Genomic DNA, 14,199 nt, shown 5'->3' with positions numbered 1-14,199 from the left:
GCACCGGCCCGTTGGGAAAGTGCCGTAGTGGGTCGCGGCCGCGGCGGAGGGGGACGGCCGCGGGAGAGGGCGAATCCGGACGTCGGGGATGATCCGGACACGGTCGGGGCGAAGCGGAGCAGAGGACGGGTTCGACCCTCGAACGAGTGGTCAGGGCGTAGTAGGCTCTCGCAGACCTGCGGCCGGGACCTCCCGGCCAGGCCTGATCCGCCTGCCAACCATCCGTCCGCCCCGTCCGCCTGCCCGCCGTCCGCCTGCCCGCCGTCCGCCTGTCACAGCCGTCCCGTCGCGGCCGTCCCCGGCCGACCCCTCGATCCGCTCCCCGTCCGCGCCTGGCACTTCCCGACCGAGGACTCCATGCGTTTGCGCAGCAGCTCGATCCGCGCGAAGATCATCGCGCTGCTCCTGGTGCCCATCGTCGCGCTCACCGCCCTGTGGGCGTACGCGACGCTCGCCACCACCGGCGACGTCTGGAGCCGGCTGGAGGTCAGCAGTACGTACAAGGAGTTCGGGACGCCGGTCGACCAGCACGCCGCCAACCTGCAGAGCGAGCGCCGCGCCGCCGTCCAGCGGCTGGCCGACCCGTCCTCGCGGGCCGCCCGGGACGCCTTCGAGCACGCCCAGGCCGTCACCGACCAGGGCCTCGCCGTGCTGCGGCAGAAGAAGGACAGCGGCGGAGGCCGGCTCGACGCCGCGCAGCGCGGCCGTTACGTGCAGATCCTCGCCGCCGCCGACCAGCTCGCCCCGCTGCGCGGGCAGATCAACCGCTCGGCGCTCAACTGGGAGTTCGCGCTCGGCCAGTACAGCGACCTGATCAAGCCCACCTTCGGTTTCCGGTCCGCCTTCGTCGCCCGCCAGAGCGGCCAACTCCCGCGGCAGGGAACGATCCTGATCGAGCTGGCCCGCGCCCGCGAGTACCTCGCGCAGGAGGACGCGGCGATGGAGGGACTGCGCACCGCCCCCGGGCGGCCGACCGCCGAGCAGTACCAGGTGGCGCTGGACGCCCTGCACAACCAGCAGGCGCTGTTCACCGTCTACATCGCCGAGCTCGAACCGGCCGACCAGACCGACTACATCGCGCTGCGCGGCGGCGAGGCCTGGGCGGCGCTGGCCCGGGCCGAGGCGGACTTCGTCGGAGCGGGCGGGCCGGACCGGGTGGTCCAGGCGATCAACGGCGACTCCTGGCGGGACACCGCCGACCGCGCCCTGGGCGACCTCGCCGCGATCAACTCGCGCCTCGCCGTGGCGATCGGCGACCGCGAACGCTCGTACGCGATCGGCATGCTCTGGCGCGGCGGCATCGCCGGTGTGATCGGCCTGGTCGCCGTCGTGCTGTCGGTGGTGATCTCCTACCGCATCGGCCGCGGCCTGGCCCGCGAGCTGATCGGCCTGCGCAACGCCGCCAACGAGCTGGCCGGCACCCGCCTGCCCTCGGTGATGCTGCGCCTGCGCAAGGGCGAGGCGGTGGACGTCGCGGCCGAGGCGCCGGAGCTGGAGTTCGGCCCGGCCGAGGTCGGCCAGGTCGGGCGTGCGATCAACGCCGTACAGCGGGCCGCCGTCGAGGCCGCCGTCGAGCAGGCCGAGCTGCGGCGCGGCGTCTCCGCGGTCTTCGTCAACCTGGCCCGACGCAGCCAGGTGCTGCTGCACCGCCAGCTGACCCTGCTCGACACCATGGAGCGCCGCACCGAGGACCCGGCCGAGCTGGAGGACCTCTTCAAGGTCGACCACCTCACCACGCGCATGCGCCGCCACGCCGAGGGCCTGATCATCCTGGCGGGCGGCTCGCCCGGCCGGGCCTGGCGCAAGCCGGTGCGGATGGTGGACGTGGTCCGCGCCGCCGTCGGCGAGGTGGAGGACTACGCCCGGGTGACCGTCCGGCCGTTCCCCGGCACCGGGCTGCTCGGCAGCGCGGTCGCCGACGTGACCCACCTGGTGGCCGAACTGGTCGAGAATGCGGCCGTGTTCTCCCCGCCCAACACCCAGGTGTCCGTCCAGGGCGAGGTGGTGGCGCACGGCTTCGCGCTGGAGATCGACGACCGCGGCCTCGGGCTGAGCGAGCAGGCGCTCGCCGAGATCAACGAACGCCTCGCGGTGGAGCAGGAGTTCGACCTGGCCGACACCGACCGGCTGGGCCTCTTCGTGGTCAGCCGGCTGGCCCGCCGGCACGGCATCCGGGTCCACCTGCGGCCCTCGCCGTACGGCGGGACGACGGCCGTGGTGCTGATCCCGCGCGAGCTGCTGGCGGAGGCGCCGGACGGGCTGGCGGAGCCGCCCTCGGCGGGTGGCGTCGCCGCCGGTGTTCCGGCTGCCGGGGTTCCGGGAGCCGGGGCCGCCGCTGCCGGGCAGCGTGCGGTGCCCGGCCGGCGAGGGCAGCGCGACCTGGTCGCGGTGCCGGCGCTGAGCAGCGAGGAGCACGAGGGGCAGGGCGCCGCCAGGGCGGAGGACCGCCGGACCGGTGGCGCGGTGGCGGGCCAGGGCGGCCGGCACCGGGTGAGCGGCGGGCCGCGCCCGTCGGCGCCCGAACCGGCCCGGACCCCGGGCGGGCTGCCGCGGCGCTCCCGGACCAAGGGCGGCCCGGTGCTGGTGCCGACGCCCACCGACGAGGACTCCCCGGGCAGCGGCAGGCACCGCCGCGAGGACGTGGCCGCCGCGCCTGCCGAGGGGCCGACGGGGGCTCCTGCCGTCACGCCTGCCGCCGTTCCGACCGTCGTCCCTGCCGCCGGGCCGACTGCCGTCCCGACCGCCGGGTCTGCCGTCGCGCCTGCCCCGGTGCCGGGGGACGCCGCCCCTGCGGGTGTCAGGACGCTGCCGCGCCGGGTCCGTCAGGCGAGCCTCGCGCCGCAGCTGCGTGAGCGTGCCGCGCAGGACGCCTCCCGGGGCACCGGGCAGGCCGGCGCCGCCGAGGCCGCCCGGGAACGCTCGCCGGAGGAGGCGCGGGCGACGTTCGCCTCGTTCCAGCGCGGCTACACCCGCGGGCGCGGCGCCGGCGCCAGAGCCGTCGCCGGCGCCCCGCCGGTATCCCCGCCCGCCCGGCCCGTCGCCGTACCCGCCTGGCTGCCCCCGGACCCGGCCCGACGGGCGATCAGCCCGGCACCCGCCCCGGCGGCGCTTCCCGCCCCGCCCGCCACCGGCTCGGCGCCGCTCGCCCGCCGCGTGCCGTCCGCACCCCCGGCGCCGCGCGCGGCCCGGACACCGTCGTCAACACCCTCACCAACGGCACCACCTGCACAGCCCGTACGACCTGCACAGCCCGCACCACCCGCTCCAGCGGAAGGAACAGATTCATGACCACTTCGACGCAGTCATCCGGGGACCTCAACTGGCTCCTGGACGACCTGGTGGGACGCGTCGCAGCCCTGCGCCACGCGGTGATCCTCTCCAGTGACGGGCTGGCCACGGGGGCCTCCCGCAACCTCGACCGCGAGGACGCCGAGCACCTCGCCGCCGTGGCGGCCGGCTTCCACAGCCTGGCCAAGGGCGCCGGCGGCCACTTCAAGGTCGGCGGCGTCCGCCAGACCATGGTGGAGCTCGACGAGGCGTTCCTCTTCATCACCGCGGCCGGCGACGGCAGCTGCCTGGCGGTGCTGAGCGAGGCCGAGGCCGACATCGGCCAGATCGCCTACGAGATGGCCCTGCTGGTCAAGCGGGTCGGCGAGCACCTGGCCGCCGAGCCGCGTACCGAAGCCGCCCCGCCGGGGAGATGAGCGGCCCGATGGCGGAGGAGGAGCCGACGCGCGAACAGGACGACCCGGGCGGGGACGAGCCCGACGTCGACCTGTTCCAGCCGCGAACCCCGGTCGACGACCGCTGGTTCGACGACGACGCCGGCCCGGTGGTGCGGCTCTACTCGATGACCCGGGGCCGCACCCGGCCGGTCGAGGACGGCCTGTTCGACCTGATCTCGCTGGTCACCGCCGCCGAGCCCGGGCCGGACGCGGGGGCCGTACCCGCGCACGTGCTCGACCCGGAGCACCAGACCATCCTGGCCTGGTGCCGCCGGGAGCCGCTGTCCGTCGCCGAACTCGGCTCCTACACCGACCTCCCGGTCAGTGTGGTCCGGGTGCTGCTCGGCGACCTCTACGACGCCGAGCTGATCAGCGTCACCCGACCCGTTCCGCTCGCCGAGCTGCCGGACGAGCGCCTGTTGCGAGACGTGATCAATGGACTCCGTGCGCTCTGACCACCAGCCCCGTGAGGAACAGGGGAACGTCGACGACCCGCAGTGGCGGGGAGGTCCGGGCGTCGCCGTGAAGATCCTGGTCGCGGGGGGCTTCGGCGCGGGCAAGACCACGCTGGTCGGTTCGGTCAGCGAGATCCGTCCGCTGCGCACCGAGGAGGAGCTGAGCGAGCTCGGCCGCCCGGTGGACGACACCTCGGGTGTGGAGGCCAAGCGCACCACCACCGTGGCCATGGACTTCGGCCGGATCGACCTGCGGCCCGGGCTCGCGCTCTACCTCTTCGGCACGCCGGGCCAGGACCGGTTCTGGTTCGTCTGGGACGAGCTGGCACGCGGCTCGCTCGGCGCCGTGGTGATCGCCGACACCCGCCGGCTGGCGGACTGCTTCCCCTCGGTGGACTTCTTCGAGCAGCGCGGCATCCCCTTCGTGGTGGCGGTGAACTGTTTCGACGGCACCGAGGTGTTCACACCCGGGGAGGTCCGGGACGCGCTCGACCTGGACCCGGACATCCCGGTGGTCCTCTGCGACGCACGCCGCCGCGAGGACGGGAAGAACCTGCTGGTCACGCTGGTCGAGCACGCCGCCGAGCGGTCCCGGCGCGCCCCGGCACGGGCCTGACGACGGCTCCGCCGAGGGGCCCGGGAGGCCGTCGTCTCATTTCGCTGTCCGCATCCCGGACGTTCGGGTGCCGGGAGGTTGCCTTGACCGGCGCGGCATGGAAGGCTCTGTCGACGAAGGCCGTCCGGACCCGTCCGGCGGCGATGCACGTCACCGTGATGTCGCGCCGACGCGATTCACGGCAGGGCGATCGACCGCAAGGCGATCGACAGCAATGAGGGGGGAAGGCAGAGCCGTGACCGTCGACCAGCGACGCACTGCCGCCGTACCCGTCCCCGCCCCGGTCACCCCGGCGCTGACGATCCGCCGGTACATCGACCACGCATTGATCAGCAGCGCCTGCTGTCGGTGACGGACCAGCCCGTCCCCGCACTTCCGACGGATCCCCCGGCCGGCCCCGCACGCCCCGCACCCCATGGTTGCCGGGTCATTGCGTCGCCCGTCACATGACGATCCATCACATCATCGACCCGGCCGCATCGGACGTCTCCCCGTCCGGCGCCGCGCCGTGCCCCGGACCCGCTTCGCGGAGAGCACCAGTGAACCTCCTCTGCTCCACCTCCACCCCCGTCCCCGACCCTGTCCCAGCCCCAGTTTCCACCCTCGCCGCCGCCGGTGACGGGGTCGCCGTCGGCGCCGTCGGCGCGGTCGTCGGTGTCGTCGGCGTGACGGAGGCGGTGCGGCGAGCACGGAGCAGTGGTCCGTTCGCCGGGTTGAACGGGCGCACGGACGCCGTCGCGGACAGCGGCCGGGGTCACCTCGACCTCAAGCCGTTCTGGCCGTCCCGGCAGCCGCACCTGTTCGACCAGACGTGTCCGGGCTCGCCCAGCGCGTCCCGGCACTCCGCCCGCTGACCTCGGATCAGCCCCGGCAGTACGCCCGGTCGACGCGCAAGACGACTCCACTCCGTCCGTCACGCGCGAAATGAGCGGCACCATGTCCTCCTCCTCCACCGCCACCCTTCCCCTGCCCGCCGCGACCCCGCACCTGCGCGCGGTCCGCTCCGTCCCCTCGACCGCCGAGCGATGGCACGGCCAGCACCCCGCCGGTCCGCAGCACCCCGCCGCTCCCCAGCAGCCGTCCGCCCAGCCGCATCCGGTGGCCGCCCCGGCGCATCCGGCGGCCGGTGCCGTACCGGGCGTCCCGGCGCCGCAGGCCCTGCTCGCCGCACTACCGGAGGGGGCCACCGTCGTCGCCGCACTTCCGCAGGGCGCGCTGCCGCAGGCACTGCTGGCCCAGTACGGCGCGCAGTTCGGTGCGCAGTTCGGCAGCGCGGGCGGCCATCCGATGGTCGGGTACCTGGTGCTGGTGCCCGCCGAGAACGGGTCCGCCCCGGCCGGCCCGACGGCCGTCGCCGCGGCTTCGACGGTCGCCGCCGCCGGCGCCGCCCGGGTGCCGTCCGCCGGACCGGCCGCCGTCCGCCCGGTGCGGCCGACCGGCCGCGGCATCACCGTCGACGTGGAGCGCCGCAACGCCTACGTCGACGGGCGGCTGCTCGACCTCACGTACCTGGAGTTCGAGCTGCTGGCCCACCTGACCGAGCACCCGCAGCGGGTCCACACCCGCGACCACCTGGTGTCCGCCGTCTGGGGCTACGGCCACGTCGGCGACGGCCGCACGGTGGACGTGCACGTGGCGCGGCTGCGCCGCAAGCTCGGATCGGCCTACCGTGACAGCATCGTGACGGTCCGTCGGGTCGGCTACAAGTACGCCCCGGTGGCGTGATCCCGGGTGCGGCCGCCCGTACGGGTCGCCGCTGAACCGAACCGGCCGGTGCGGGCCGGGCGTTCACCGTGAACGCCCGGCCCGCACCGATGTGTCGGCGGCCCCCCGGATGCCGGCTCGTCGGCTCGTCGGCTCGGCCCGTCGGTCCGGCGCGTCGGCCCGGTGCGAGGCGCGGTGCGAGGCGCGGTGCGAGGCCCGGGCCGGAGCCGCCGTCCGGGGCCGCCGCTCAGGCGCGCTGGTCCGGTGGCAGGAGCAGGACGGACAGTGCGCCCGCGCAGGTCCTGGCGTGACCGAGGAACCAGTCCAGCCGGTCGTCCGTGAGGTGGGCCGGCGTCGAGCGGACGGCCAGTGCGAACCGGGCCTGCCCGGTGCGGTCCAGTACCGGGACGGCCACGGTCCGGACACCGGCGGCCGACTCGCCGTCGTTGAGCGCGTGGCCCGCGGTGCGGACCTTCACCAACTCATCGGCCAGCAGCTCCGGTTCGGTGATCGTCCGGTCGGTGAACGGCTGTAGCGGGCCGATCGCGGCCGCCCCCGCGTCGCCGGGCCGCGGCCAGGCCAGCAGGACCTTGCCCAGGGCCGTGGAGTGCAGCGGCCGGCGCAGCCCGAGCCCGGTGTCCGGGCGGACCGAGGCGCCGACCAGGATCACCGCGTGCGGACCGCTGCGGATCGCGAGGTCGGCGGTGGCGCCGGTGCGTCTGGCGAGCAGGTCGAGTTCGGGTGCGGCGAGGTGCAGTCCGCGCTGGTGGAAGCTGAGTTGGCCGAGTTCGGCGACGGCCGGGCCGAGCCGGTACCGGGCGGTCTGCTCGTCCTGCTCCAGGAACGCGGCGCTGACGAGGGTGCGGGCGAGGCGGTGCGCGGTGGAGACCGACAGTCCCATCCGGCGGGCGAGGTCCGAGGCGCTCAGGTCGGGGCCGTTGTCGTGGAAGCAGTGCAGCAGCCCCAGGGCTCGCTGGACGGCCTGGGCGCCGGCCGGTGGGCTCTGGACGGCGGTGACGGCGTCGGCCATGACACCTCTCGTTCTGTCCGGCGCTCCGGCCGGTTCACCGAAGTCGGCTCCAGACTAGGGCAGCTGATGCTTCGGGATGATGTCGGTGATGTTGCAATGGAATGGCGTTCATGAACAAGTGATCCCATCATGTGGCAATAGCTTGCTTCGCGATCCCTCGCCGTGGAACGCTCGGCACATCGCTCCGGACGGCCCCGCCCGGAGCGCCCGCCGGAAGCATGCGCGTCCGGCCCGCCGCCGGCCCGACGGTCCCCGTCTCCGCCGGCCGCATCGATGGTCCCGAGCCGCAGGAAGGAGCAGCGCCGTGACGACCCGCCGGTGCCCCGCCCCCTGCGCCTGTTGTCGCTGACGCCCCTCCCGCACCGTCGAGCGCCTCGCCGCCCCCGATGCCCCGATGCCCCGACGTCCCACGTCCGTGCCGCGCCCCGCCCCGCCGCGCCCGTGCACACCCACCCGTAGAGGAATCCCGCCACCGTGCCCAGCCACGCCCGCACCGCCGTCCAGGCGACGTCCCAAGCCCCGGACACCCTCTGGTTCACCCGCTGCCCCGTCCCCACCGCCACCGGCATCGCCGCCGACCAGGGTTGGCTCGCCCGGGAGTTCGCGCCGGACGGCATCACCGTCCGCTCGCTCCAGGAGGCTCCGCCGGAGGCCGCCGCCGACCACCACTACACCCACGCGCTCACCGGCCTGTTCCGTGAGGGCGGCAACGTCCCCGCGCTCTGGGCCCGTTCGCGCGGCGAGCGGACCCGGCTGATCGGCCTCACCTGGATCGAGGAGCGCCAGGTCGTCCTGGTCCGGTCCGGCAGCGGGATCATCGGGCCCGGACAACTGCGCGGCCTGCGGCTGGCTGTCCCACGTCATGGGATCGGCATCGACTTCTGGCGGGCGATGGCCCTGGCCGGCCTGCACGGTGCGCTCTCGCTCGCCGGACTCACCCTGGAGGACGCCGAGTTGGTGGACGTCCCGGCCCTCCCCGGGGGCGGGCAGTGGGCGGCGGAGCTGGCCGCGCTGCGCGACGGCACCGTGGACGCCGTCTACGTCAAGGGCGCGCTGGCGGTCGAGGCGGCCCGCCGGATCGGTGCCGAGGTCGCCGTCGAGCTGGACACCGTGCCCGAGCGCCGTACCCGGGTCAACAACGGCACACCCCGCCCGATCACCGTCCACCAGCGGCTGCTGGACGACCACCCCGAGCTGGTCGCCCGCTTCCTCACCGTCCTGCTGGAGGCCGCCGACTGGGCCGCGGACCACCCCGCCGAGGTGGGCCGCATCCTCCAGGCCGAGACCGGCGCCGGCGCCGAGGGCGTCACCGGGGCCTACGCGGCCGGCAGCCACCGCACCCTGCACCTCGACCTCTCCGGGGAGCGCCTCGACCTGCTGGCGCAGCAGGAGCGCTTCCTGCACCGCCACGGCTTCCTCGACGCGCCCGTCGACGTCCGCGCCTGGACCGACCCCGAGCCGCTGCGCGTCGCCCGCGAGCTGCTCGAACGCCGCCGGGCCGCCGCGCGCGGCTGACGGCGCCACCTGCGCGGCCCCCTCCGACCATCCGCGCGGCCCCCCTCCGACCACCTGCCGACCCCACCTGGAGTCACCAGTGAAGACCCCCCGTCCCGCCCTCGCGGCCGCCGCGCTGCTCGCCACCACCACCCTGGCCGCCTGCGGCTCGTCCGCCGACGGGGCCAAGGCCTCCGCCGACGGCGGCGCCGGGGCCGACGTCGTGCTGCGCCTGCCCGACCCGGGCAACAACGGCTTCCTCGCGCTCGGCAAGAAGGACGGCTCGCTGGACAGGGCCCTGGCCGCCGTCCACGCCAAGGTCGCCTGGACCGGCAGCGCCGGCCCGTTCGCCCCCGCGGCCCAGGCCCTCTCCGCCGACCAACTGGACGTCGCCCAGGGCTCGATCACCTCGGCCGTCGCCGCACTCGCCCAGAAGCCCGGGTTCAAGCTGTTCGCCCAGACCGCCCCGGACGGGGTGGGTGAGGGGATCCTGGTGAAGAACCACTCGCCCATCAAGTCCGTCCAGGACCTGGTCGGCCGGAAGGTCGCCGTCTCCCAGGGCGGCACCAGCGAGTACCTGCTGCTCAAGGCCCTGGAGAAGAACAACGTGCCGGCCGACAAGGTCGAGCGCGTCTACCTGCGCGCCGACCAGACCTCGGGCGTCTTCAACTCGGGCCAGGTGGACGCCTGGGCGACCTGGAACACCTTCTCCACCCCGGCGATCGCCAACTCCGGAGCGCATTTCCTGGCCACCGGCAAGGAGGTCGGCTCCGACAACTACGCGGTCTGGGCGGTGCGCAACGGCTTCGCCGACAAGCACCCGGCGGTGGTCAGGGCCTTCTACACCTACCTGCACGACAACGGCCTCAAGGAGAAGGCCGACCCGGCCGCCTACCTCAACGTGTTCACCGACTCCGGCCCGACCGCCGTCACCGCGGCCGAGAAGGAGGTCGCGGTCAACGTCGGCAGGCAGGGCGCCGCCGCGGACGTGATCTCCGAGGCCGACACCACCCGCTTCAGCACCGTCGCCCGGTTCTTCGCCGACCAGAAGGTCACCAAGCAGCTGGTCGACGTCAAGCCGTACCTGATCGACATCAGCGCGCTCTCGGACGGTGCCAGGTGAGCGCCGCCACGACGCAGGCCGTGGCCACCGCGGCTCCCACGGACACCGAGGCTCCCACGGACGCCACGGCTGCGACCGCGGGTGCGGCCGAGGACGACGGCACCGCGGCCGCGCTCGAAGCCGGCCTGGTCGCCCCGCGGACCAGGCTGCCCGCGCCCCGCCCGCGGGCCCTCGCCGTCACCCTGCGCACCATCGGCCCGCTCGCCCTGCTCGGTGGCTGGGCGCTGGCCTCCGCCACCGGCGCGCTGACCCAGGACGTGCTCGCCTCGCCCGCCCAGGTCGCCGAGGCGGTCGGCGAGCTCTGGGGCAACGGCCAGCTCGCCGACGCGCTGACCGTCTCGCTCACCCGGGCCGGCCTCGGCCTGCTCCTCGGCGCCGCCACCGGGCTCGTCCTCGGCGTGGTCACCGGGTTCTTCCGGCTGGGCGAGGAGCTGCTCGACTCGGCGGTCCAGGTGCTGCGGACGGTGCCGTTCCTCGCGCTGGTGCCGCTGTTCATGGTCTGGTTCGGCATCACCGAGACGGCGAAGATCGCCCTGATCGGCGTCGCGACCAGCTTCCCGATGTACGTCTCGGCCTCCGGCGGGGTCCGCAACACCGACCGCAAGCTGGTCGAGGCGATGCGCAGCTTCGGACTCGGCCGCTGGGCCGTCGTGCGCACCGTGGTGCTGCCCGGGGCGCTGCCCTCGCTCCTCTCCGGCCTGCGGCTCTCGATGACGCTCAGCGTGATCGCCCTGATCGCCGCCGAGGAGATCAACTCCACCGAGGGCATCGGCTACCTGATGGCCCAGGCGCAGAACTACTCGCGCACCGACGTCCTCGCCGTCTGCATCCTGATCTACGGGCTGCTCGGCCTCAGCGCCGACGGCGTCGTCCGTGTCCTGGAACGCTTTCTGATGCCCTGGCGCAAGGCCACCCAAGGAGCAGGCCGATGACCACCCCGACCGCCACCCCGACCGCGCTTCCCGCGACGCCCGCGGCCGCCGGCCCGACCGCGCTTCCCGCGGCCGCCGGCCCGACCGCCACCGGGGGCCCCGCCGTCCACCTGCGCGGGCTGCGCAGGGTCTTCGGCGCCCGGGCCGTCCTGGGCGGCGTCGACCTCTCCATCGCCCGCGGCGAGTTCGTCGCCCTGCTCGGCGCGAGCGGCACCGGCAAGACCACCCTGCTGCGCATCCTCGGCGCCCTGGACAAGGCCGACGCCGGCACCGTCCTCGTCCCGCCGGTGCGCACCGTGGTCTTCCAGGAGCCCCGGCTGGTTCCCTCGAAGCGGGTGCTCGCCAACGTCACCGTCGGCCTGCCGCGCGGCGCGGCCACCCGGGAGACCGGGCTGCGGGCGCTCGCCGAGGTCGGCCTGGAGAAGCACGCCGGCTCCTGGCCCGCCACCCTCTCCGGTGGCGAGGCGCAGCGCGTCGCGCTCGCCCGGGCCCTCGTCCGAGAGCCGCAACTGCTGTTGCTGGACGAGCCGTTCGCCGCCCTGGACGCGCTGACCCGGCTGCGCATGCAGGACCTGGTCGGCGATCTCGTCCGCCGCCACCGCCCGGCCGTCCTGCTGGTCACCCACGACGTGGAGGAGGCCGTCCGGCTCGCCGACCGCGTCGCCGTTCTGCGGGAGGGCCGGCTCGTCCGCGACGAGCGTGTCACGGTCGGGCACCCGCGCGACCCTGCCGACCCCGCCTTCGCCGACCTGCGTCGACGCCTGCTCGCCGACCTCGGAGTCCACTGACCGCGGCTGCCGGACCCCGCCCCGACACCCGGCCCCGCCCCGACACCCGGCCCCGCCCCGACACCCGGCCCCGCCCGACGCCCGACCTGCCCGATGCCCGACCACCGGCCGCCCGACGAAGCAGCCGCCAAACCCCCTCACTCGCACTGGAGTTCACCATGGCCATCACCCTCGGCGTCCACGCCGGCAACCCCTCGCTCTACTACCTCTCCCGGCTGGACTACCTGAACGAGGAACTGGCCCCGCTCGGCGAGACCGGCGCCTTCCACCACTACGCCGACGGCACCCGCACGGGGGCCCTGCTCGCCGACGGCACCATCGACTTCGGCGGCACCGGCTCCACCCCGCCGGTCACCGCCCAGGCCGCCGGCCACGACCTGGTGTACGCGGCGGTCTCCGCGCCCCGCCCGGACCACGGCGCGCTGCTGGTCCGCGCCGACGGCCCGGTGCGGTCCGTCGCCGACCTCAAGGGCGGCACCGTCGTGCTCGGGGTCGGCTCCTGGCAGACCCACCTGCTCGCCAAGGCCCTGCACACCGAAGGGCTCTCCTACGCGACCGACATCACCCCCGTCCGGCCGGCCGCCGGTGAGGACCAGGCGCAGCGGCTGCGCGACGGCGAGATCACCGGCTGGATCGCCCAGGGCGCCGAACTGGCCGCCGCCCGCCGGGACGGCGGCTTTCGCGAGCTGGTCCGCACGGGTGACGTGATCACCGACCGCTCGGTGTTCTTCACCCGCCGGGACTTCGCCGCCGACCGCCCCGAGGTGATCGCCGCGATCGGCGCCGCGCTGCGCCGGGCGGACGCCTGGGTGGCTGCCAACCTGGCAGAGGCGGCCGCGATCGCCGCCGCGGACCTGGGTGGCACGGCCGAGGACTGGCGGACCGCGCTGGCCGCGCTGCCCTGGCAACTGGAGCCCGCCACCGCCGGGTTCGTCGCCGAGCAGCAGGAGGCCGCGGACATCTTCCACGGCGTCGGGTTCATCGACCGTCCGGTGACCGTCGCCGACGCCCATCTGCCCGCCCTGGAGGCCCCGGTGGCCGCCGCGATCGCCAAGGCGGTCTGAACCGATGGCCTCCGAAGTCCTCTGGTACATCATCCCGCGTGAGGGCCACTACCCGTGGGAGCCGGCCGGCCGCCGCCCGGTCGACCTCCGCTACCTCCAGCAACTCGCCGGCAGTGTCGAGCGGTTGGGCTACAGTGGCGCACTGCTGGCGACCGACCTCTACGACGTCTGGGATCTCGGCAACGCCCTCGCGGCCGCGACCACCCCGGCGTTCAAGCCGCTGCTGGCCGTCCACCCCGGGCTGATCTCGCCCACCCTGCTGGCCAAGATGGCGCTCAGTTTCGACCACCTGCACGGCGGCCGGCTGCGCTTCAACGTGGTCAACGGCTCGACCGCGCAGCTACGCGAGTACGGCTTGGGCGTCGAGCACGACGACCGCTACCGGCTCAGTGGTGAGTACTGGTCCATCGTGAAGCGGCTCACCGCCGGTGAAGTCTTCGACCACAAGGGCGAGTTCTACGACCTGAAGAACGCCGGGGCGAGCCTGCGCGAGCTCGCCCCGGTGCAGCCGGGCGGCATCCCGCTCTGGTTCGGGGGCAGTTCGGCGGCCGGCATCGAGATGGCCGCCGAGCACGTGGACGTCTACCTCACCTGGGGCGAACCGCCGCACCTGCTCAAGGAGAAACTGGACCTGGTCCGCGAGCGCGCCGCCGCGTACGGGCGCAGCCTGCGGATCGGGCTGCGGCTGCACCTGATCGTCCGCGACACCGAGGACGAGGCCTGGGCCGCCGCCGACCGCCTGCTCGACGTCACCAGCGAGGCGACGTACGCCCGCCAGCTGGGCGGCGCCAAGGGGGAGGACGGGGTCGGCTGGCAGCGCCAGTTCCGCCAGCACGGCGGCAGGGTCCCGGCGCGGGCCCGGGAGTTGGAGAGCCACCCGAACCTCTGGCCCGGCATGAGCCTGTTCCGGCCCGGACCGGGCACCGCGGTGGTCGGTTCCACCGCCCAGGTGGTCGAGCGCCTCCAGGAGTTCGAGTCGCTCGGGGTGGACACCTTCATCCTCTCCGGCAACCCGCTGCTTGAGGAGGCCCACCGGGTGGCGGAGACGGTGCTGCCCGCACTGGGCGTCAATCGCCGGTAGCGCGCGGGGGCGTGCCCGGCAGCATCGGGAACGGCACCGGCGAGGTCAGCGCCAGCTGACGGGCGAAGCGGGCCAGGGCGCGCAGGAGGATCGTCCGCACGGGGACTCCCGGGGTCTCGAAGGACGTGTGTGGACGGTGCAACGCCCCGAAGCCCCCGCAGGTCACGGCGGCGATGCGGCCCGGAAC

General features: G+C 74.8%; 13 protein-coding genes. 12 read left to right on the top strand and 1 reads right to left on the bottom strand.

From position 1 onward, the window contains the following. Positions 1 to 357 precede the first annotated feature (357 nt). The 6 genes from C2142_RS08225 (at position 358) to C2142_RS08200 (ending at position 6,521) form a co-directional block, all read left to right on the top strand. Positions 358 to 3,288, top strand: coding sequence for a nitrate- and nitrite sensing domain-containing protein (locus C2142_RS08225; RefSeq protein ID WP_148641787.1), 2,931 nt, complete (start codon positions 358 to 360; stop codon positions 3,286 to 3,288). Beyond that, positions 3,285 to 3,704 (top strand): roadblock/LC7 domain-containing protein, encoded by a 420-nt coding sequence (locus tag C2142_RS08220; protein ID WP_148641786.1) that lies wholly within the window; start codon positions 3,285 to 3,287, stop codon positions 3,702 to 3,704. Before C2142_RS08225 ends, C2142_RS08220 begins: the two co-directional genes overlap by 4 nt. 146 nt (positions 3,705 to 3,850) lie before the next feature. Continuing rightward, on the top strand, positions 3,851 to 4,180 hold the full coding sequence (locus C2142_RS08215) for a DUF742 domain-containing protein (RefSeq protein WP_241003141.1): 330 nt from the start codon (positions 3,851 to 3,853) through the stop codon (positions 4,178 to 4,180). A gap of 67 nt (positions 4,181 to 4,247) precedes the next feature. After that, positions 4,248 to 4,796 (top strand): ATP/GTP-binding protein, encoded by a 549-nt coding sequence (locus C2142_RS08210; protein ID WP_241003140.1) that lies wholly within the window; start codon positions 4,248 to 4,250, stop codon positions 4,794 to 4,796. 539 nt (positions 4,797 to 5,335) lie between these two features. Further along, entirely contained in the window at positions 5,336 to 5,650 is a 315-nt protein-coding gene (locus tag C2142_RS08205) for a hypothetical protein (protein WP_148641783.1), read from the top strand. Between the two features lie 82 nt (positions 5,651 to 5,732). Beyond that, on the top strand, positions 5,733 to 6,521 hold the full coding sequence (locus C2142_RS08200) for a winged helix-turn-helix domain-containing protein (RefSeq protein WP_148641782.1): 789 nt from the start codon (positions 5,733 to 5,735) through the stop codon (positions 6,519 to 6,521). Positions 6,522 to 6,747: 226 nt separating this feature from the next. Here C2142_RS08200 and C2142_RS08195 read toward each other — a convergent pair whose 3' ends face one another. Then, the gene (locus C2142_RS08195; RefSeq protein ID WP_148641781.1) at positions 6,748 to 7,530 is read right to left on the bottom strand and encodes an IclR family transcriptional regulator; all 783 of its coding nucleotides are present in this window, start codon (positions 7,528 to 7,530) and stop codon (positions 6,748 to 6,750) included. A gap of 474 nt (positions 7,531 to 8,004) precedes the next feature. Between C2142_RS08195 and C2142_RS08190 the strand changes: the two genes are divergently transcribed. The 6 genes from C2142_RS08190 to C2142_RS08165 all read left to right on the top strand — a co-directional run bounded on the left by C2142_RS08190 (position 8,005) and on the right by C2142_RS08165 (position 14,012). Then, positions 8,005 to 9,045, top strand: a complete 1,041-nt coding sequence (locus C2142_RS08190; protein ID WP_148641780.1) for an ABC transporter substrate-binding protein — start codon at positions 8,005 to 8,007, stop codon at positions 9,043 to 9,045. A gap of 79 nt (positions 9,046 to 9,124) precedes the next feature. Next, positions 9,125 to 10,147: an NrtA/SsuA/CpmA family ABC transporter substrate-binding protein gene (locus tag C2142_RS08185; protein ID WP_241002446.1), complete on the top strand. Its 1,023-nt coding sequence runs from the start codon at positions 9,125 to 9,127 to the stop codon at positions 10,145 to 10,147. A gap of 125 nt (positions 10,148 to 10,272) precedes the next feature. Further along, positions 10,273 to 11,079, top strand: a complete 807-nt coding sequence (locus tag C2142_RS08180; protein WP_174315622.1) for an ABC transporter permease — start codon at positions 10,273 to 10,275, stop codon at positions 11,077 to 11,079. Next, positions 11,076 to 11,867, top strand: coding sequence for an ABC transporter ATP-binding protein (locus tag C2142_RS08175; RefSeq protein ID WP_148641779.1), 792 nt, complete (start codon positions 11,076 to 11,078; stop codon positions 11,865 to 11,867). Before C2142_RS08180 ends, C2142_RS08175 begins: the two co-directional genes overlap by 4 nt. A 158-nt stretch (positions 11,868 to 12,025) precedes the next feature. Then, a complete protein-coding gene (locus tag C2142_RS08170; protein ID WP_148641778.1) occupies positions 12,026 to 12,931 on the top strand; it encodes an ABC transporter substrate-binding protein in 906 nt (301 codons plus the stop codon). Positions 12,932 to 12,935: 4 nt separating this feature from the next. Beyond that, entirely contained in the window at positions 12,936 to 14,012 is a 1,077-nt protein-coding gene (locus C2142_RS08165; protein ID WP_148641777.1) for an LLM class flavin-dependent oxidoreductase, read from the top strand. Positions 14,013 to 14,199 lie beyond the last annotated feature (187 nt).

Source organism: Streptomyces sp. CB01881 (genome assembly GCF_002953255.1).
GTDB lineage: Bacteria > Actinomycetota > Actinomycetes > Streptomycetales > Streptomycetaceae > Kitasatospora.
This window is presented reverse-complemented; position numbering and strand designations above follow the sequence as displayed.

Bases quoted from the DNA above. Each gene is read 5' to 3' on its own strand.
- C2142_RS08225 (WP_148641787.1), top strand. From the start codon at position 358: ATGCGTTTGCGCAGCAGCTCGATCCGCGCGAAGATCATCGCGCTGCTC.
- C2142_RS08220 (WP_148641786.1), top strand. From the start codon at position 3,285: ATGACCACTTCGACGCAGTCATCCGGGGACCTCAACTGGCTCCTGGAC.
- C2142_RS08215 (WP_241003141.1), top strand. From the start codon at position 3,851: ATGACCCGGGGCCGCACCCGGCCGGTCGAGGACGGCCTGTTCGACCTG.
- C2142_RS08200 (WP_148641782.1), top strand. From the start codon at position 5,733: ATGTCCTCCTCCTCCACCGCCACCCTTCCCCTGCCCGCCGCGACCCCG.
- C2142_RS08195 (WP_148641781.1), bottom strand. From the start codon at position 7,530: ATGGCCGACGCCGTCACCGCCGTCCAGAGCCCACCGGCCGGCGCCCAG.
- C2142_RS08175 (WP_148641779.1), top strand. From the start codon at position 11,076: ATGACCACCCCGACCGCCACCCCGACCGCGCTTCCCGCGACGCCCGCG.
- C2142_RS08170 (WP_148641778.1), top strand. From the start codon at position 12,026: ATGGCCATCACCCTCGGCGTCCACGCCGGCAACCCCTCGCTCTACTAC.
- C2142_RS08165 (WP_148641777.1), top strand. From the start codon at position 12,936: ATGGCCTCCGAAGTCCTCTGGTACATCATCCCGCGTGAGGGCCACTAC.